This is a genomic window from Aeromonas sp. 2692-1 (assembly GCF_013085505.1).
Classification (GTDB): Bacteria; Pseudomonadota; Gammaproteobacteria; order Enterobacterales; family Aeromonadaceae; genus Aeromonas; species Aeromonas hydrophila.
This window is the reverse complement of sequence record NZ_CP038513.1, coordinates 3856163-3874539: the sequence shown is the minus strand read 5'-3', so window position 1 is coordinate 3874539 and position 18377 is coordinate 3856163. Positions and strand designations below refer to the sequence as shown.

Annotated in this window: 14 protein-coding genes and 2 pseudogenes; 9 read left to right on the top strand and 7 right to left on the bottom strand. The window is 63.9% G+C overall.

From position 1 onward, the window contains the following. Window positions 1–61 precede the first annotated feature (61 nt). Complete coding sequence (gene secD, locus E5E97_RS18075) at window positions 62–1864, top strand: protein translocase subunit SecD (RefSeq protein ID WP_171280711.1); 1803 nt, start codon at window positions 62–64, stop codon at window positions 1862–1864. 112 nt (window positions 1865–1976) lie between these two features. Beyond that, the gene (secF, locus tag E5E97_RS18070) at window positions 1977–2891 is read left to right on the top strand and encodes a protein translocase subunit SecF (protein WP_024944906.1); all 915 of its coding nucleotides are present in this window, start codon (window positions 1977–1979) and stop codon (window positions 2889–2891) included. Between the two features lie 64 nt (window positions 2892–2955). Here the strand turns inward: secF and E5E97_RS18065 are convergent, their stop codons facing one another. Beyond that, window positions 2956–3558 (bottom strand): DUF924 family protein, encoded by a 603-nt coding sequence (locus E5E97_RS18065; RefSeq protein WP_171280710.1) that lies wholly within the window; start codon window positions 3556–3558, stop codon window positions 2956–2958. A gap of 258 nt (window positions 3559–3816) precedes the next feature. Here E5E97_RS18065 and E5E97_RS18060 point away from each other — a divergent pair, with 258 nt between their 5' ends. From E5E97_RS18060 to E5E97_RS18050, 3 genes are all read left to right on the top strand, one after another. Beyond that, on the top strand, window positions 3817–4734 hold the full coding sequence (locus tag E5E97_RS18060) for a DUF808 domain-containing protein (protein ID WP_016351068.1): 918 nt from the start codon (window positions 3817–3819) through the stop codon (window positions 4732–4734). A gap of 180 nt (window positions 4735–4914) precedes the next feature. Beyond that, on the top strand, window positions 4915–6693 hold the full coding sequence (locus E5E97_RS18055) for a M3 family oligoendopeptidase (protein ID WP_171280709.1): 1779 nt from the start codon (window positions 4915–4917) through the stop codon (window positions 6691–6693). Window positions 6694–6786: 93 nt separating this feature from the next. Next, complete coding sequence (locus E5E97_RS18050; RefSeq protein WP_171280708.1) at window positions 6787–8595, top strand: M3 family oligoendopeptidase; 1809 nt, start codon at window positions 6787–6789, stop codon at window positions 8593–8595. Between the two features lie 52 nt (window positions 8596–8647). On the opposite strand, the pseudogene E5E97_RS18045 reads toward E5E97_RS18050, so the two are convergent. Then, window positions 8648–10062, bottom strand: a pseudogene (locus E5E97_RS18045) (nucleobase:cation symporter-2 family protein). Between the two features lie 469 nt (window positions 10063–10531). Here E5E97_RS18045 and ycfP point away from each other — a divergent pair. Together ycfP and E5E97_RS18035 are read left to right on the top strand one after the other, a co-directional pair. Beyond that, entirely contained in the window at window positions 10532–11071 is a 540-nt protein-coding gene (gene ycfP / locus E5E97_RS18040; protein WP_016351064.1) for an alpha/beta hydrolase YcfP, read from the top strand. A 78-nt stretch (window positions 11072–11149) separates the two neighbouring features. Further along, window positions 11150–12442 (top strand): NAD(P)/FAD-dependent oxidoreductase, encoded by a 1293-nt coding sequence (locus E5E97_RS18035; RefSeq protein WP_039213461.1) that lies wholly within the window; start codon window positions 11150–11152, stop codon window positions 12440–12442. Between the two features lie 105 nt (window positions 12443–12547). Here the strand turns inward: E5E97_RS18035 and E5E97_RS18030 are convergent, their stop codons facing one another. Genes E5E97_RS18030 through E5E97_RS18020 form a run of 3 tightly spaced genes read right to left on the bottom strand, consistent with a single transcriptional unit; the run spans window position 12548 to window position 15616 of the window. Beyond that, complete coding sequence (locus E5E97_RS18030; RefSeq protein ID WP_171280707.1) at window positions 12548–13348, bottom strand: hypothetical protein; 801 nt, start codon at window positions 13346–13348, stop codon at window positions 12548–12550. A 45-nt stretch (window positions 13349–13393) separates the two neighbouring features. Continuing rightward, the gene (locus tag E5E97_RS18025) at window positions 13394–14473 is read right to left on the bottom strand and encodes an HBL/NHE enterotoxin family protein (protein WP_016351061.1); all 1080 of its coding nucleotides are present in this window, start codon (window positions 14471–14473) and stop codon (window positions 13394–13396) included. A gap of 24 nt (window positions 14474–14497) precedes the next feature. Next, on the bottom strand, window positions 14498–15616 hold the full coding sequence (locus tag E5E97_RS18020; RefSeq protein WP_171280706.1) for a hypothetical protein: 1119 nt from the start codon (window positions 15614–15616) through the stop codon (window positions 14498–14500). 438 nt (window positions 15617–16054) lie between these two features. On the opposite strand from E5E97_RS18020, the gene E5E97_RS18015 reads away from it, so the two are divergent. Continuing rightward, complete coding sequence (locus E5E97_RS18015) at window positions 16055–16372, top strand: heavy metal-binding domain-containing protein (RefSeq protein ID WP_011706400.1); 318 nt, start codon at window positions 16055–16057, stop codon at window positions 16370–16372. A 100-nt stretch (window positions 16373–16472) separates the two neighbouring features. Here E5E97_RS18015 and E5E97_RS18010 read toward each other — a convergent pair whose 3' ends face one another. Further along, entirely contained in the window at window positions 16473–16610 is a 138-nt protein-coding gene (locus E5E97_RS18010) for a hypothetical protein (RefSeq protein WP_171280705.1), read from the bottom strand. 33 nt (window positions 16611–16643) lie between these two features. On the opposite strand from E5E97_RS18010, the gene E5E97_RS18005 reads away from it, so the two are divergent. Beyond that, complete coding sequence (locus tag E5E97_RS18005; protein ID WP_171280704.1) at window positions 16644–17246, top strand: hypothetical protein; 603 nt, start codon at window positions 16644–16646, stop codon at window positions 17244–17246. A gap of 217 nt (window positions 17247–17463) precedes the next feature. On the opposite strand, the pseudogene E5E97_RS18000 reads toward E5E97_RS18005, so the two are convergent. Beyond that, window positions 17464–18305: pseudogene (locus tag E5E97_RS18000) on the bottom strand (patatin family protein). Window positions 18306–18377 lie beyond the last annotated feature (72 nt).

Below are 18377 nucleotides of genomic sequence, written 5' to 3'. Positions count from 1 at the left end.
ATTTTCTTGCGTGCCGCCTGCGTGGCGAGTGCGCAGCCTTCTCCTGACAGAGGCTGATTTCATGAGAAAAAAGAGTCGTATCACCTTGAACCGCATGAACATGTGGCAGTACGCCCTGCTGCTGCTCATGCTGTTCACCTTTGCGTTTTACTCCCTGCCCACCTTCTTCGGTGAGCAGCCTTCCCTCGGTCTGCACGGCCAGACCAGCCTGACCGAGGCGCAGCGTACCCTGCTGGCCGACAACCGCATCGAGCCACTCAAACAGGTGCAACAGGGCGAGCGGGTCGAGCTGGTGTTTGCCAGCCAGGTCGAACAGCAGCGCGCCAAGCAACTGCTGGAGCAGCAGGGCTATGACAGCTCGGCGCTGACCCTGGAGTTCTACTCCAACGCCCCGGGCTGGATCAGCCAGCTCGGCGCCGCCCCCATCAAGCTCGGACTGGATCTGCGCGGCGGCTCCCAGCTGTTGATCGGGGTCGATCTGAGCTTCGTGGTCGACAACCAGACCAAGAACCTGGTGGACATGCTGCGCACCCAGTTTCGCGAGGCGCGCCTGCGCGGCGCCAACGTGGCCCGGGTGAGCGAAGGGGAGGTGAGGGTGATTTTGCCTGAGGTGGCCGATCAGGCGCCCTGGCTCACCATCATCAAGGATTCCGCCGGCACCCGGCAGGATCAGTGGACCCTCAAGCGCAGCGGCAACGAGCTGCGACTGGTGATGAGCGAGGCCGAGCGCACCCTGCTGGCCAACAACGCGGTGACCCAGAACCTGTCGATCCTGAAAAAGCGGATCAACGAGCTCGGCATCGTCGAGGCCTCGGTACAGCGCCAGGGTCAGGACGGCATCCGCATCGAGCTGCCCGGGGTGCACAATCCCAAGCAGGCGAAAGAGGTGATCGGGGCCACCGCCTCGCTGGCCTTCTACGAGGCCCAGGCCGACAGCCGCTTCTTCATGGCGGATCGCAACGGCCAGGCAGTGGGGCTGGCTCGCAAGCCGGTGCTGACCGGCGAGCACATCGTCGATGCCCGCGCCAACATGGGCGAGATGGGGCAACCCCAGGTCAACATCGTGCTCGACAGCCTGGGCGGCAGCAAGATGAACCAGTTCAGCCGCCAGAACGTGGGCAAGCCGATGGCCACCGTCTTTACCGAGTACAAGACCAATGCCGAAGGCAAGCTGCGGGCCAGGAGCGAGGTGATCAACGTCGCCACCATCCAGACCGCCCTTGGCAACCAGTTCCGCATCACCGGGATCGGCAGCCTGCCGGAAGCCCAGGAGCTGGCCATGCTGCTGCGCGCCGGTGCCCTCACCGCGCCCCTCAAGATCCTGGAAGAGCGCAGCATTGGCCCGACTCTGGGTCTGCAGAACATCGAGGCGGGCTTCACCGCGCTGGCGTTCGGCATGGCCGGCATGATGCTGTTCATGATGGCCTGGTATCGCAAGTTCGGCTGGGTCGCCATCACCGCGCTCATCGCCAACCTGCTGATGCAGGTGGGCATGCTGGCGGTGCTGCCGGGCGCCGTACTGACCCTGCCGGGGATCGCCGGCCTGGTGCTGACCGTCGGCATGGCGGTGGATACCCACGTGCTGATCTTTGAGCGGATCAAGGACCGGCTGCGGGAAGGGGGCTCGTTGGCCAACGCCATCGACTTTGGGTACCGCTCGGCGTTTCGCACCATCTTCGATGCCAACATCACCACGCTCATCTGCGCCGTGGTGCTCTATGCCATCGGTTCCGGGCCGCTGCAGGGCTTCTCCATCACCCTGATCCTGGGCCTCATCTCCAGCATGGTGACCGGCATCTGGGGCACGCGCGCCATCATCAATCCCCTGTGGGGCAAGAGCAGCGCCAAGCTGCTGAGGGTGTGACCATGACTGACCACCACCTGTGTCATCGCGCCGCGCGTTCGAGCCTGCTCCGCGCCCGCGTCACGCGCTTCCCTGCGGGAAGCCAGAGCCATCTGCTGTCGAGGGAACAACAATGCTGAGAATGATCATTGCCATGGGGCTGACCCGCTGGCGTTACATCGGCCTGTGGGCCTCCGTGCTGCTGACCGTGGCGAGCATCGCGGTGCTCGCCATCAACGGCCTCTCCCTTGGTCTCGACTTTACCGGCGGCATCCTGCTGGAGTTTCGCATCCAGACCCTGAAGGAGGCCCACGAGCTCAACGCCCTGTTGACGGCCCCCCTGGCGGGCGTGGTCGAGCTGCACGGTGCCGGCGTGCCCGGCGAGTGGCTGATCAAGCTGCCGCCCCACGAGCTGCCCTGGGCGGCCGAGGAGCTGGCGGTGATGCTGGGTCAGCAGCTCAACCTGCCGGTGGAGCTGCTGCGCACCACCATCGTCGGCCCCCAGGTGGGCGCCGAGCTGTTCCAGCAGGGGATGCTGGCGGTATTGGTAGCCTCGCTCGCCATCTCCGCCTACCTGGCGGTGCGCTTCGAGTGGCGCCAAGCCATCGGCATCCTGGTGTCGGTGCTGCACGACGGTCTGGTGGCGCTGGGGCTGCTGGCGCTGTTCAACATCGAGTTCGACCTCAACGTCATCGCCGGTCTGATGGCGGTGATCGGCTACTCCCTCAACGACAGCATCGTCATCTCCGACCGCTTGCGGGACTTGCTCAGCTCGCGCACCCAGATGGGGATCCACGACTGCTCCGACGTGGCCATCAAGGCCACTTTCAGCCGCACCATGATCACCTCGGGCACCACCCTGTTCACGGTGGGGGCTCTGCTGCTGTTCGGTGGCGACGCCCTCTACGGCTTCTCCTTCACCCTGTTCGCCGGCATCCTGGTGGGCACCATCTCTTCCATCACGGTGGCCTCCACCGTGCAGGAGCTGCTGGGCCTCTCGCCGCAGGCTTACCAGAAAAAAGAAGAGGAGCTGGCGGAGGCGGCATGACCCCGCCATTCCCATGCAAAACGGGCCCTCGGGCCCGTTTTTTTATGCGCAGCTGAAATGAGGCTCAAAAGCCCGAGCCAGGTTGCAGCAAGAAGGCGGCCTCCTCGGCCGTGTCCTGGCGGCCCAGGATGGCGTTGCGGTGGGGGAAGCGGCCAAAACGCTCGACGATCACCTGATGGCGGCGGGCAAAGTCGGCAAAGCCGGCGAAGGTCTCCTGCGCCGGGCCGTCTGCCTGCTCGGCCGCCAGCCCCTCGAACAGGGTCACGCTTCTGGCCTGCTGCTCGCGGGATTCGGCATGCTCCAGCGGGAGGTAGAAAAAGACCCGTCCCAGCGGGGGCAGCGCCAGATCCGCCCCCAGAGAGAGCCCCTTGAGGCAGAGGTCCCGCGCCTTGGCATCCTGGGCAAAGGCGGCGGGAGTTCCACGATGGATGTTGCGCGGCAGCTGGTCCAGCAGCAGGATAAGGGCCAGCCGGCCCTCGGCCGAATCGGCCCAGTGGGCGAGCTCGCCGGCAGCGGCTGCCACCGCCAGGTCACCGAAGCGGCTGGCGAGCAGGGCGTCGGTGTCGCTGTTTTTGCCCCACCAGAGGGGCACTTGGCGTTTGGCGCGGGTGACGTCGTCGGTCTCTTCGCCAAACCAGAATGTGATCAGCGGTTGCCAGGGTTGCATGGAATACTCCTTGGGCCTGCGGGCACCGGATGAATCAAGGCCAAATGACCCTGATGTGGTTGCTGCCGAACGGGCGGCTTCTCGTTACACTGTGCCATCTTTTCCCGCAATAGGGATCCCCCTTCGGCCGGAACCGGTTGGCTGGTCCTGTCGGATGACATGGCCAATGTACTCGATGGTGTGGCGCTGATGATGTGGCCAACAAGGGCGTGGTGTGCTGCGGGAGGCTCTCTTCTACTGACATAAGGATTCTCTGATATGGCCGGAACCAGTTTGTTGGCCCTGCTCGACGATATTGCCAGCGTGCTCGACGACGTGGCGCTGATGACCAAGATGGCGGCGAAGAAGACCGCCGGGGTGCTGGGGGACGATCTGGCCCTCAATGCCGAGCAGGTCTCCGGGGTGCGCGCCGAGCGGGAGCTGCCGGTGGTGTGGGCGGTGGCCAAGGGGTCGTTTCGCAACAAGCTTATTCTGGTGCCTGCCGCCATCGCCATCAGTGCGCTGGTACCCTGGCTCATCACTCCGCTCCTGATGCTGGGGGGCGCCTACCTTTGCTTCGAGGGGGCCGAGAAGCTGGCCCACAAGTTTCTGCCCCATGAGGCGAGCGAGGGGGAGGCGCACACCGCACCCATTCCCGATGATCTGGTGGCGTTTGAACAGCAGAAGATAAAGGGGGCCATTCGCACCGACTTTATTCTGTCGGCCGAGATCATCGTCATCGCCCTTGGTACCGTACAGGGGGCGAGCCTGGCGCTGCAGCTGTCGGTGGTGGCGGGCATCGCCCTGCTGATGACGGTGGGGGTCTACGGCCTGGTGGGGCTCATCGTCAAGCTCGACGACATCGGCCTGCACCTGCTGCAAAAGCCCGATGGCAGTGCCTTGCGCCGGGCGGTGGGGCAGGGGCTGCTGGTGACGGCGCCGCGGCTGATGCACCTGCTGGCACTGGTCGGCACCATCGCCATGTTCATGGTGGGGGGCGGTATCCTGGTGCACGGCTGGCCTTTTGTGCACCACCTGATTGAAGGGGCCGCCACCGCCGTGGCTACCCTGCCTGCGGTCGGCGCCGCCCTCGCGCTGGTGACACCGACCCTGCTCAACGCCGTGGCCGGCGTGGTGGCCGGGCTGGTGCTGGTGCTGGCCATGACCCTGGTGAGCAAGCTCAAGCCCGCCAAATAGTGGCGGCGGGCTGACCCTCGCGGGGCATATCCCTGCGATGGGGGGCTCCCGTCAGATACTGTCTCGTCTGTTGCCTCGGATGGGGGCTAGGCAAGGGCCTGCCCCCTTCGTACTATCCGGCTGACCCCCGCTCACAGAGGCGGGGTCAGCCCACATGGACGCAAACAGACAAGGAAGGTCATGAAACCACCCGTTTGGCTGGATGATCACATCTATGCCGCCCCCGACTGCCCGGCGATCGACGCCGATTTCCAGCGTGCCCGCGAGGCCCTTAACCGCCTGCCACCCCTGCTGGATGAACTACCCAAGACCAACGACATCAATGCCTTGCGCCATCTGCTTCGGGTCATCCGGGCCTGCTGGCGCGAGGTGCGCAGGCTGGAGTGGAACTGCCAGATCTACGGTTACAACCGGCTCAGCCGGGATGGGCGCGACGAGGCGGCCAGGGTGCTGCTCTCCCGTGGCCAGCAGTTGCAGGCGAGCCTGGCCCAGCTTTGCAAGCCGGTGACCCTGTTCTGGGTGCGCGCTCCCGAGGCGCAGGTACGCGCCCTGCTGCAGGATCCCGAGCTGTTCGAGCTCGCCTACGTCATTCGTCACGACCGGCGCCAGCAGGATCAGTGGTTGTCGCTCGAGAGCGAGCAGCTGATTGCGGGGCTGAGCGTGGACGGCCTGCAGGGGTGGGGGGATCTCTACGGCAACCTGGTCGGAAGGCTCAGGCCGGTGGTGGAGGGGCAGCCCATGGGGCTGGCCCAGGCAGACAACCTGCTGGCCCACCCACAGCGGGCGCGGCGCGCCGCCGCCTGGCACGCCATCCAGGCCGCCTGGGGGGCGGAGCAGGAGACAGTGGCCGCCATCCTCAACGCCATCAATGGCTGGCGCAACGAGCTGACCCGCCAGCGTGGCAGGGCACGCAGGTGGGATGCGCTCGACGTTTCCTGCCATCAGGGACACCTGGAGCGGGTCACCCTGGAGACCCTGATGACGGCGGCCGGCGAGCACAAGGAGCTGGGGCAACGTGCCCTGCGCGCCATGGCCTGCGCCCAGCAGATTAGTGATTTCGCCCCCTGGGATCTCTATGCCCCGGCGCCGGCTGCGACGAGCGGCCTGATCAGCTTCGAGCAGGCGCTGGCCCTGGTGGCCGACGCCTTCGCCGGGTTTGACCCCGAGATGGGGGCCTTTGCCCGCATGATGGCGGCCAATGGCTGGATTGACGCCGCCCCGAGCGAACACAGGCGCAGCGGTGCCTACAGCACCGAGTATGCCGATCCGCCCGAGCCACGGGTGTTTCTCACCTTCGAGGGGACCCTGGACAACGTCATCACGCTCGCTCACGAGTTGGGCCACGCCTGGCACAGCTGGCTGCTGCGGGAGTTGCCGCTGGAGCAGCGTGACTACCCCAAGACGCTGGCGGAGACCGCCTCCCTGTTTGCCGAAGCGCTGGTGCGCGATGCCCTGCTGGCGGCCACCGACAACATGGAGCAGCGCCGGGCCATCGCCTGGCTGGACGGGGAGCGCGCCGCCAGCCTGCTGCTCGACGTGCCGGTCCGCTTTACCTTCGAGCGGGCCCTGGTGGCGGCGCGGGAGGAGGGCTACGTGGGGGCCGGCCAGCTGCGGCAGATGATGAAATCGGCGCAGCAGCAGTGGTATGGTGACACCCTGAGTCAATATGACGAGCTGTTCTGGGCCAGCAAGGGCCACTTCTCCATCGCCGAGCTCGGGTTCTACAACTACCCCTATCTGTTTGGCTACCTGTTCAGCCTGGGGCTCTATGCCCAGCAGGCGCGGGCGGGGCGCGAGTTCGTCCACGCCTATCGCGAGCTGCTGCGCGACACCGGCCGCATGAGCACAGAAGAGCTGGTGGAGAAGCACCTGGGGGTCGACATACGCGAGCCCGCCTTCTGGCAGGAGAGCCTCGATTATGTGGAAGAGGCGGTCGCCCGCCTCGAGCGGCTGGTGTAGGCAGCCCGGCGGTTTTTATCCTGGTGGCTGGGCCTGTGGCTCGCCACGCGCATTCAAAGGGGCTCGGCCCCGCAACCTGATGACGAGCATTTGATGCAGCAACGAATCTACCCACAACAGTGGCAAAACCAGCATATCTATCCCGCCCTCGACTGCCCGCAGGTGGCCGCGGATCTCGCCCTGGCGCGCGCCAGTCTGGACGAGCTCGGCCTGTTCCTCGGGGGGCTTGGCGCCGTGCGGGCCAATGCGCAGGCGCTGCAGGATTTTCTGCGCGAGGTGCGGCTGCGGGCCCAGCGCATTCGCAACATCGGCTGGAACCTGGCCGTGCTGGCGGCCTGTCGGGGCAGTCAGGATGCCCGCGACGAGCTGGCCAAGCAGCTTGCCTCCCGCGCCCGCGCCCTCAATGCCGATCTGTTCAAGACTCTGGCCCCGGTCGAGGATCTGATGCTGGCCCTGCCGGAGGCTGAATTCGAGCTGCTGATGGCCGACTCCCTGCTGGGGGAGGAGGCGTACCGGCTGCGTCACGAGCGCCGCTTGCAGGATCAGCGTCTGCCGGTGGAGGCGGAGCAGCTGGTGATCGGCCTTGGCACCGACGGCCTGCACGCCTGGGGCAACCTCTACAACGATCTGGTGGGCAAGATCCGGCTGGTGATCGATGGCCGCGAGATGGGGCTGGCCGAGGCGAGCAACCTGCTCTCCAGCCCGCTGCGCGCCCTGCGCCGGGAAGCGTTCGATGCCATCAGCGCCGGCTGGGAGGGGGAGCAGGAGACGGTGGCCGCCATCCTCAACGCCATCAATGGCTGGCGGCTTGAGCTTTCGCGCCAGCGCGGTCGCAGCCGCCAGCTCGATGCGCTCGATCTCTCCTGCCATCAGAGCCACATTGAGCGGGCGACCCTGGATACCCTGATGCAGGAGACCTGGCGCGCACGCGGGCTCGGTCAGAGGGCGCTGGGGCTGATGGCCGAGCGCCTCGGCATCGAGGAGCTGGGGCCGGAGGATTTGTTTGCCCCGCCGCCGGCCGCGGTGAGCCGCGAGATCCCGTTCGAGGAGGCGATCGAGATCATCGCCGAGGCGTTCTCCCGTTTTGATCCCGAGATGGGCGAGTTTGCCCGCATGATGGCTGAAAAGGGGTGGATCGATGCCGCGCCCACCCCCAACCGGCGCACCGGGGCCTACTGCACCAAGTTTGCCGAGCCGGTGGAGCCGCGGGTCTTCATCACCTATGCCGGCACCATGGACAACGTCATCACCCTGGCCCACGAGCTCGGCCACGCCTGGCACAACTGGCTCATTCGCGATCTGCCCATGAGCCAGCGCAGCTACCCCATGACGCTGGCCGAAACCGCCTCCATCTTCGCCGAGACCCTGGTGCGCAGTGCCCTGTTCGAGCAGGCGCAGACTCCCGAAGAGCAGCAGGCCATCGCCTGGGCGGAAGCCGACGGCGCCGCCACCTTCCTGGTCAATATCCCTGCTCGCTTCGATTTCGAGCGCGCCCTGGTGGCGGAGCGGGCGGCGGGCTATGTCTCGCCGGCGCGGCTCAAGGCGTTGACCGACGAGGCCTGGGGCCGCTGGTACGAACAGAGTCTGTGCCGCTATCACCCCCTGTTCTGGGCGGCCAAGGCGCACTTTTCCATCGCGGGGCTGGGTTTTTACAACTACCCCTACCTGTTCGGCTATCTGTTCAGTCTCGGCGTCTATCAGCAATTGATGAGCCGTCAGGCTGCGGGGGAAACTAACGTGGCCCAGGCCTATCGCGACCTGCTGCGCGATACCGGCCGCATGAGCGCAGAAGAGCTGGTGGCCAAGCACCTGGGCCAGGACATCCGCCAGCCCGTCTTTTGGCAGGGCAGCCTGGCGCTGGTGGAAGCGGCAGTGGAGCGTTTCGCCCAGACCCGCGGCTAACACAGGCTTGCTGAATGAAACCGCCGGGCAGCCATACTGCCCGGCGGTTTTTTTATGGGGCGGTTTTGCCTGGCTGCGGCTGAGCGGGCGGGCGCACCGGCCCCACCAGCAGGGGCCTCGGCTGGTGGCGCAGGTCCGGCTGGTAGCCGTTGAAAAAGAGGTTGAGCAGCACCGAGCTGAGGGTGGCCAGCAGGATGCCGCTGTGAAACAGCGGTTGCAGGGCAGCGGGGAAGTGCTGGAAGAAGTGGCCGGAGACGGTGGGGATCATGCCAATGCCTAGGCTGATGGCGACGATGTAGAGGTTGTGGCGATTGCTGTTGTAGTCGGCCCTGGCCAGGATGCGGATGCCGGTGGCCAGTACCATGCCGAACATCACGATGCCGGCGCCTCCTAGCACGAAGGGGGGAATGGAGGCGACCAGCACCGACATCTTGGGCACCAGCCCGAAGGCGAGTAGGATCCCCCCGACATGACGCAGACCCAGCGGCTGGACACCCCGGTCACGCTCACCAGGCCGATGTTCTGGGAGAAGGAGGTGTGGGGGAAGCTGTTGAAGATGCCGCCGATGATGGTGCCGATGCCATCCACCCGCAGGCCGCGCACTATGTCGCCCCGGCTGGCCGGGTGGCCGACGATGTCGCCGAGCGCCAGAAACATCCCCATCGACTCGATGAAGGTGATCAGCATGATGACGGTGAGGGTGGCGATGGAGATGGGATCGAAGGTGGGCCAGCCGAAGGCGAACGGCACTATGGGGGCGAACCAGGCCGCTTCACTCAGGCCGTCCAGGCTCACTTCCCCCATGGCGATGGCCACCCCGAAGCCGAACAGGATGCCGAGCAGCACCGAGATGTTGCTGAAAAAACCCTTGGTGAAGCGGGTCACCAGCAGGATGAAGGCCAGCACCAGAAAGCTGGTGCCGATGTAGCGCAGGCTGCCGTACTCGGGGTTGCCCTTGCCCCCCGCCATCCAGTCGATGCCCACCTGCATGATGCTGATGCCGATGGAGGTGATGACCACCCCGGTCACCACGGTGGGGAAGAGCGGCATCAAGCGGCCGATGAGTGGCACCATCAGGGTGGAGAGGATGCCGGCGGCGATGGTGGCGCCAAAGATGCCGGTCAGCCCCAGCGCCGGGTTGGCGCCGATGGCCAGCATGGGCATGACGGCGGCGAAGGTGACCGACATGATGACCGGCAGGCGGATCCCGGCGAAGCGGCCGATGCCAAGGCACTGCAGCAGGGTGACGATGCCGCAGCAGAAGAGATCCGAACTGATGAGATACGAGATTTGATCCTTGGGCAGCCCCAGGCTGCCGCCGATGACCAGTGGCACCGCCACGGCGCCGGCATACATCACCAGCACATGCTGCAGGCCGAGGGTAAAGAGCTGGCCGGGGGGGAGCAGGCGCTCCACTTCGTCGATGGCGCGGCCCTTGGCCGCCCCGGGGGGCTGGGTCTGGTTCATGAACAGATCACTCCTTGCGACCCGGCGGCTCTGGCCGGGCAAGATGGGGCAGGCTGGCTGCCCCGTTCATGGATGGGGTCCGGGTCGCCCTGGATCCGGCCGCGCAGGCGAAGGTTGCCTTCACGCGGTATCGCAGGGAGAGTGCAGGAACCGTGCTCAGCCGGCAGGCATGGGTGTCTGTTGGCCCTGTTCATGCGCATTTTTGCAGGCGGGATCACGCTTGCTCGCGCCGACGGCTGACAATCGTTTGCCAGTCGATGGGACCGGGCTTTCAGATTGGTAGCCCGGTTATCATTTCGGTCGGCCGGGCTCTCAGATTGATAGCCGGCAGCGGACGGCGGTGCGCCGTCTGGTTTCATCCGTAACCGAGGGCGTGATCCAAAGCAAGAAAGTAGGATGTTTTGGTGGCGCAGGGCCCCGCCGCTGGGGTAGTTTCGATAAAACCGACACAGATCCTGAGGTCTTATCCATGATCATCTATCTGCATGGCTTCGATGCCACCAGCCCGGGCAATCACGAGAAAGTGCTGCAGTTGCAGTTTATTGATGATGATGTGCGTTTCGTGCACTACAGCACGGTTCACCCCCGTCATGACATGAGCCACCTGCTCAAGGAAGTGAAGAAGCAGCTCGACATGAGCACCGATCCCAAGCCCCTCATCTGCGGGGTGGGGCTGGGTGGGTACTGGAGCGAGCGCATCGGCTTCCTGTGCGGCATCAAGCAGGTGATCTTCAACCCCAACCTGCACCCCGAAATCACCATGCAGGGCAAGATCGACCGACCGGAAGAGTACGAGGATATCGGCACCAAATGTGTGTCTGAATTTCGTAGTAAAAATTCAGGAAATTGCCTCTGCATCCTTTCCGTTCAGGATGAAGTGCGCGATAATGGCGAAACTGAGCGTGAATTGAAGAATTATTACAACATCGTGTGGGATGAGCGAGAGACGCACAAGTTCAAGAACATCTCTCATCACCTGCAACAGATGAAGGCTTTCAAAGAAGCCTGATTGATCGTCACGTCATGGATTCAACTATCAAGGGAGCCGATGGCTCCCTTCGCTTTAATGGAACCGAGGTAATTAACCATGACCAATATTGTTGTCGTCGGCGGTGGTGCAGGCGGTCTGGAGCTGGCCACCAGCCTGGGCCGCAAGCTGGGCAAGAAGAACAAGGCCAAGATCACCCTGGTTGATCGCAACCGTACCCACCTGTGGAAACCCCTGCTGCACGAAGTGGCCACCGGCTCCATGGACGCGGGCATCGATGCCCTGAGCTACCAGTCCCACGCCAAGAACCACGGCTTCGATTTCCAGCTGGGTACCCTCACCGACATCAAGCGCGACGAGAAACGCATCGTGCTGGGGAAGATCGTCGACGATAACGGCGACATCGTGGTCAACGAGCGCGAGCTGCCCTACGACTACCTGGTGATGGCCATCGGTTCCGTCTCCAACGACTTCAACACCAAGGGCATCAAGGATCACTGCATCTTCCTGGACAGCCCCTCCCAGGCGCACCGCTTCCACAACAGCATGATGAACCGCTTCCTGCAGTTCGCCACCGAATACCAGCCGGGCGACAAGGTGAAGATTGCCATCGTCGGCGGCGGCGCCACCGGTGTCGAGCTCTCTGCCGAGCTCTACAACGCGGTCGAGCAGCTCTATGCCTACGGCTTCAAGAACCTGACCACCGACAGCCTGAAGGTGACCCTGGTGGAAGCGGGCCCCCGCATCCTGCCGGCCCTGCCGGAGCGCATCAGCGGCGCTGCCCATCAGGAGCTGGTCAAGCTCGGCGTGGACGTGCGTACCGCCACCATGATCACCGAAGCGACCAGCGACGGTCTGCACACCAAGGATGGCGAGCTGATTGAAGCGGACCTGATGGTGTGGGCGGCCGGTATCAAGGCGCCGGACTTCATGAAGGATATCGCCGGTCTTGAGACCAACCGCATCAACCAGCTGGTGGTGAAAGAGACCCTGCAGACCACCCGTGACGAGAACATCTTCGTCATCGGTGACTGCGCCGCCTGTCCGCAGCCGGACGGCAAGTTCGTGCCGCCGCGCGCCCAGTCCGCCCACCAGATGGCGACCCAGGCGTTCAAGAACATCCTGGCCAAGATGAACGGCGGCGAGCTCAAGCCCTACCTCTACCACGACCACGGTTCGCTGGTATCCCTGAGCCGCTTCTCCACCGTGGGCAGCCTGATGGGCAACCTGATGCGCGGTTCCATGATGGTGGAGGGCTACATCGCCCGTCTGGTCTACATCTCGCTCTACCGGATGCACCAGATTGCCCTGCACGGCTACGTTAAGACCGGCCTCATCATGCTGGTGGGCCGCATCAACCGGGTGCTGCGTCCGACCCTGAAGCTGCACTAAGCCGCTTGGGGCAAACGTGGCGGGGCGGCAATGGTCCCGCGCACCATGAAACGCGCACTATGAAAAAGGAGAGGCCTTGGCCTCTCCTTTTTTGTTGCTGGGGTATCAGGAGGCGTCCACTTGCAGGGTGCGCACCTCGGTGAGGGCGGCGGTGAAGAACAGCCGCGCCAGCTCCGGATCTCCTTGCCCGGCATCGCGGGCGACGTTGGCAATGTCACCGCCGAGCAGGGTGATGGTGTTGCCGACCTTGCTGACCCGATCGATGAGGGAGCCGAACTGCTGGGAGAAGGCCGTCGTCTGGCCGAGGAAGCCTTGCTGACGCTGGATCTGCCCCTCAATCTGGTTCACCTGTCCCTCCAGGCTGCTCACCTTATTCTGGGTCTGTGTCAGGGTGACGGCCAGGGCGATGAGGCCCGGCAGTCCCAGCAATCCCAGCCCCAGCAGGTAGAGTTTTTTCTTGTTGAGGGAGTCCAGCTCCTGCCGGGCGCCGTCCAGATTGGATTGCAGCCCGGCGATGGTAGCTTGCAGCTCCACGCCGATCCGTTGCAACGCGATGTTGTCTTGCGTGATGCGATCGTTGGCGGTCTGGCTGGCGGTCAGGGTCTGGGCGGTCAGGGTCTGGATGGGGGTGATCTCCTGCTGGACCAGATCGACGAACGCCTTGAGCGCATCGGGGTTGAAGGGGCCGGTATTGGCCAGCTGCTGGGTCAGTTGCAGCTCCAGGCGGGCAGCAAATGCCAGGACCTGCTGCTGCATGGTTTGCACCTGGGGCAGCAGGGCGGCAACCACCTCACCGACGTTCTGCTGGATATTGACGGCGTTTTGCGGCAGACCGCTGAAGGACTGAATGGTCGCTTCGGCCTGCTGCATGTTGGCAATGGATTGGGAAAGAATGCCGTTGCTCATGGGGTCTCCTTATGAAAGAGGGCGGCTAGGCCGCCCTCCCGGGGTTTAGGCGGCCAGGCGCGCCACGAAGTTGGCGATGGTGTCGGTCTGCGGCACTTGCAGCGGGCTCACCCCGGCCATCTGGGCCTTGATGGTGGTCACGTCGGTGAGCACCGTCTTGACCGTGGTGTCGGCGGCGGTCAGCCAGAGCTGACGGATGTCGTCGCCGCTGGTGATCCCCTTGTCCAGGTCGGTGATCAGGCTGCCCAGATCGGAGGTGAGGGAGTCCCAGGCGTTGCTCATCTGGGTGGCGGCGGTGACGGCGTTTTGCGCCTGCACCTGCAACCCCTTGTAGCCGTTGCCGATCTGGGTGGCGATCAGCACCTCGCTGTTGAGGCTGCTGCGTTTCTGGTACAGATCCTGGCGGGCGCCCAGCGAGTTGTGCAGCACAATGGCGCCAGCCGTGATACCGCCGGCCCCGGCCACCATCATGGCAACCCCGCCGATGACCACCGGGGTCGAGGTGCCGGCGGTGACGAAGTCAGCCACGGCGCCGATGGCGGTGACGAAGGCGCCACCAATCACCAGCAGCCCCCCGGCGACGATGCCGGCGATGGCGCCGTCGATGGCCGCGTTCACCTTGTCGATGTCGCCGTTGAGCTGGGCGAGCACCCCGTTATCCCCCTGCACCTTGCTGTTGAGGTTCACCACGATACCCTGGAAGTTGCTGGAGTCGGTGATGAGGTTGTTGTTGAGATTGACGATCACCAGGCGGGTGTCGGAGGAGAGCCGCTGATATTCGGTGGCCTGCTCCTTGATGACACTCAGTTGTCTGAGCCACTGCGCCTTGGTGGAGCCGGGCGGCAGCACGGCCGGAATGGCGTTTTGCAGGGCAAAGTAGTTGGAGATGTTGCTGATGTTGGTGATGATCTGCGGCTGGATGGTATTGAGATAGAGATCGGCGTGCCCCTTCGCCAGATCGAGCCCCTGGTTGATCTGGGTCTGGTTGTCCTTGAGGTTCGGGAACTGGCTGAAGTCCACCGGCACCTGCTGCTTGACGCTGTTGCAGTAGGTCTGGATCTGCATGGCTTGGGAAGCCTGGTTGGCCATACCCTGGTCCATGGTGATGGTTGTTGCGTTGGTCATTTGGCGTGTCCTTGCGTGGTGGGATTAAGCGTCGGGCAGGATGCCGTTGCCGGCGTAGGCTGCCTTGATGTCGTCAACCTGGCTCGAGAGCAGCTGCCAGGACTGGGTGTTGAGCGCCACGGTGCGCCGCAGCTGGCGTACGTCGTCGGGGCTGTTGAGGTCAGTGACCACGGGCACGGCCCCTTGGTAGGCGTCGGCCACCTTCTGCCAGCCTGCGGGCAACTGGGTGACGGTGTCGGCAACCCGGTTGTAGCTGTCGACAAACAGCTGGTTTTGCGCCTGCACCGACTTGGCCACGCTCAGCAGGGTGTTGGTGGCGGCCAGCGCCTGGTAGGCCTGGGCCAGCTTGTCGGTGTTGGTCTTGAGCTCGCGGGCCGCCTGGCTGGAGCCAGCGATGCCTGAGGAGAGCGCCTCGAGGCCGGAGATCATGTACTGGGTCTGCTGATCAGTCTCTTTGGCTATCTCCTGCGACGTGGCGGGTTTGGCCCCCTTGTCGGCCGGTTTCTGCTCCAGCGTCAGCGAGGTGACGATGGCCCGCCCTAGCTGGTTGACCCCTTCACCGGCCTTGCCACCCTCATCGACGATCGCCTGGATATTGGCGGCGATAGTCTTGTTGAGGGTGTCAATGATCTCGGTCTGACGCTTGGCGTCGGCCATCAGATCCTGCTCGAGCTGGGTGATGACGCCGTTGAACTGGGTCATCAGGGGGCGCAGGGAACCCCAGGCCACCTGCACGCGGGTATTGAGTGCCTGGGCATTGAGCCGGTAGCTCTGGGCCTGATCGACGAGGGACGTCAGTTGCTGTCCCAGCCGGGCCCCGCCCGCGAGAACGGCGGCGTCGTCTTCCTGACCCAGCAGGCGGTTGAACGCGGCGATCAGGGCGTAGAAGTTGGAGCCATTGCTCAGCAGATGGATAAGGCCGGACAGGTTGGTCTGCTGGTAATAGCGTGCCTGGTTCATCATCTGGGCCTGGTAGGCCTCGATTTTTACCGCGAGGGTGGAGTCGATCTCGCTGTTGGCCAAGGACTGTTGCATCAACAGCAAGTTCGCATAGGTCTGGTTGAGCAGGGCGGGTGAGGTCGCCGACAGGTAGGCGGCCAGCAGACCTTGATCCCCCAGATCCAGGGTGGCGATCGTGGTCATGACATGGCCTCCATCGCGGTGTCGGCGAGCGGACTGGCGGGGGAACATGCCCCCAGTGCGAGGGTGGGGTGAGGTAGTCGGGTATCCTGCTGCATCATGCTGCTCTCCTCGTGACGAAGTGGGTCTGTCCCCGCGCTGGTGCCGGGACAGACTCACCCTAGGGAAAGGCAAAATGGGCCACAACTGATAGTTTTGTCACTTGATGTTTGAGCCGGATCGGCTAATGAAAGGGGCGTCTGCACGGGGCGTGTCGACGGCCCGGCGTTGTCTTTTGCCGATAACGTTTGCCGGTAAACAGGCCTGTCATCGGACACTGGCTGTGGGATATGGGGCACGATCAGCTAGGGTCTGGGCTGGCACGTATCGAGTCTGCCTGCTTGCCTGGTCTCTTGCGCTGCTTTAGGCTGTCTCCCCAGTACACTCCACAAGGAAAGCAAGATGATCCTCTCAACTACTCCCACCCTGGAAGGCAAGACCATTCGCGAGTACCGCGGCATCGTCGTGGGCGAAGCCATTCTCGGCGCCAACGTGTTCAAGGATCTGTTCGCCGGCATCCGCGACATCATCGGCGGCCGCTCCGGCGCCTATGAAAAAGAGCTGGCCCGGGCCCGGGAAATCGCCTTCGACGAGCTCAAGGAGCGCGCCGCGGCACTGGGTGCCAATGCGGTGGTCGGCATCGACATCGACTACGAGGTGGTGGGACAAAGCGGCAGCATGTTGATGGTCAGCATCAGCGGAACCGCCGTGCTGGTTTAAGCCTGCGCTCCCCCTGCTTTGGCAAAGGCCGATAACCTGGTTATCGGCTTTTTTGTGGGTGCTGGCAGTGCCGCTTCCCTGGCCATCAGCGGAAAATGTGTCAATGTATGCTCATAACTTGTTGATTGTTATCTTTAATATTTTTTAATAATGGCCCGCTGCCGATTTCATATTTTTTAACTGGGCGGCGGTAAGCTGTCAGCACTAGAGTGTGCGCCATCAGGACGACATCCAGCATGGATGAATTTCATCTCTCTCAAGGCGTATCAAGATGCACAAGAAATCAGCTCTGTTGACCATCATCACCCTGGCCATCACCGCCCATGCTGGCAGCGTTGCGGCGGCCGTGCCCAACTTCAGCGCCAGCTGCCCCATGAATATCCAGGTCAAGGGAGAAGGGGGCAACGTCTACATCAACGGCAAGAAGGCTACCCTGAAAACCGATGCCCCCAATGCCTATTCGGCCCAGAGCGGCAAGATCATGATCGGCATCACCTCGGATTCCGCCACCAGCGAGCCCAGCATCGACTACGCCATCAAGCACGACAACCGCGCCAATGGCATCTGTACCGTGCAATCCTGGTCGGCAGGCAAGGCGGCCGCGTTACCGATGGCCAAGGGGAACTCTCCCTATCAGGGCAAGTGGACCGCCAAGAACAGCGGTACCGGTCAGACCGTGGCCGAGATCCGGATCGACGGCAAGGAGCAGGTGTGGGTCAACGAGGTCAAGGTGAAGGCGAAGCGCACCGACGGTGCCCTGCAGTTTAGTCAGGGGATGATCCTCTATACCCTGCAGGGCGATCCGCGAGTGCGCAGCGAAAGCAGCTGGCAGGATACGGATGCGGGCTCGACCGGCCCGATCACGCTGGAATAACCGACAGTTCATCTGGGGGTAACAGCGGCGTAGGCGATGGCTTGCGCCGCTTCTTTGTGCGGCTAAGAAAAAAGGGGAAGCGGAGCCACGCGCTGGCCGACGACAGATCCCCACCGGTTGTCGACCTTGATGCTCTGCTTCCCCAAACGAGGTTACGGCTGGGTTGCGATGTTGGACGAGCCGGCCTGTTGCCCGGCTGCGTCACTCTCTGTCGGTGCTAGTTGAGCAGGGCGGCCTGATAGCCGGCGCACTTGCCCATCACGTAACCGAGCTCCAGCTTGTCGGGATCACGGGTAAAGCGGGAGACCGGGAAGTAGTCGGCCGGCGCTATCACCTCTATTTGGCAGTCCGCCGGCGGATGGGCGATGAAATCGAGCGCCCGGTTGTAGCTGCGATCCCGCTGCTCCAGTGCCTGCGCCAGGGCGGGGCGAGTTTTAGCAGGGTGCGGATCATCCAGGGGAAGGGCATCGGTTTGAGCCGATAGCCCAGTGGTTCGGAGAGGATCACCGTCATATGACGGGCGCCGCGCCGGTAGGCCTCGATCACCGGGATGGAGTCGGCCACCCCGCCATCGGTCATCGGCACCCCGTGCACCTCCGGGTATTCACGAGAGGCGAGGGGAATGGCGCAGCTGGCGGGCAGCACCTCGTTCATGTTCTCCGGTTTGACCCGGATGTACTCCGCCTTGCCAGTCAGGGTGTTGGTCACCACCGCGTAGAAGGGAATGCCGCTTTGCCGATAGCTGTGTACGTCCAGCGGGTACTTGCGACAGCTGGTGTGCCATAGCCAGTGGATATCCACCAGATTGCCCCCCTTGGCGAAGCGCAGCGGATCCATGAACTCCTGGCGGCAGGCCAGCTCGGTCAGAATGTCGTGGCTGCGACCATGCTGGCTGGCGAGATAGGCCAGCAGGTTGGTGGCGCCCGCCGAGACGCCGATGGCAAAGTCGAAAGGGTGGTAATCGTGCTCGATGAAGGCATCCAGCACGCCGCTGGCGAAGATGCCGCGCATGGCGCCGCCTTCGACGACCAATGCGTGGGGAGAGATGGTTCTGTTCATATGTGGGCCTCATCGCTGAGCCGGCAGTGCCGAGTCGTGTCGAAAATGCCAGCGCGGGGCTGACGAGCGGAG

Bases quoted from the DNA above. Each gene is read 5' to 3' on its own strand.
- secD (WP_171280711.1), top strand. From the start codon at position 62: ATGAGAAAAAAGAGTCGTATCACCTTGAACCGCATGAACATGTGGCAG.
- secF (WP_024944906.1), top strand. From the start codon at position 1,977: ATGCTGAGAATGATCATTGCCATGGGGCTGACCCGCTGGCGTTACATC.
- E5E97_RS18065 (WP_171280710.1), bottom strand. From the start codon at position 3,558: ATGCAACCCTGGCAACCGCTGATCACATTCTGGTTTGGCGAAGAGACC.
- E5E97_RS18060 (WP_016351068.1), top strand. From the start codon at position 3,817: ATGGCCGGAACCAGTTTGTTGGCCCTGCTCGACGATATTGCCAGCGTG.
- E5E97_RS18055 (WP_171280709.1), top strand. From the start codon at position 4,915: ATGAAACCACCCGTTTGGCTGGATGATCACATCTATGCCGCCCCCGAC.
- E5E97_RS18050 (WP_171280708.1), top strand. From the start codon at position 6,787: ATGCAGCAACGAATCTACCCACAACAGTGGCAAAACCAGCATATCTAT.
- ycfP (WP_016351064.1), top strand. From the start codon at position 10,532: ATGATCATCTATCTGCATGGCTTCGATGCCACCAGCCCGGGCAATCAC.
- E5E97_RS18035 (WP_039213461.1), top strand. From the start codon at position 11,150: ATGACCAATATTGTTGTCGTCGGCGGTGGTGCAGGCGGTCTGGAGCTG.
- E5E97_RS18030 (WP_171280707.1), bottom strand. From the start codon at position 13,348: ATGAGCAACGGCATTCTTTCCCAATCCATTGCCAACATGCAGCAGGCC.
- E5E97_RS18025 (WP_016351061.1), bottom strand. From the start codon at position 14,473: ATGACCAACGCAACAACCATCACCATGGACCAGGGTATGGCCAACCAG.
- E5E97_RS18020 (WP_171280706.1), bottom strand. From the start codon at position 15,616: ATGACCACGATCGCCACCCTGGATCTGGGGGATCAAGGTCTGCTGGCC.
- E5E97_RS18015 (WP_011706400.1), top strand. From the start codon at position 16,055: ATGATCCTCTCAACTACTCCCACCCTGGAAGGCAAGACCATTCGCGAG.
- E5E97_RS18010 (WP_171280705.1), bottom strand. From the start codon at position 16,610: ATGCTGGATGTCGTCCTGATGGCGCACACTCTAGTGCTGACAGCTTAC.
- E5E97_RS18005 (WP_171280704.1), top strand. From the start codon at position 16,644: ATGCACAAGAAATCAGCTCTGTTGACCATCATCACCCTGGCCATCACC.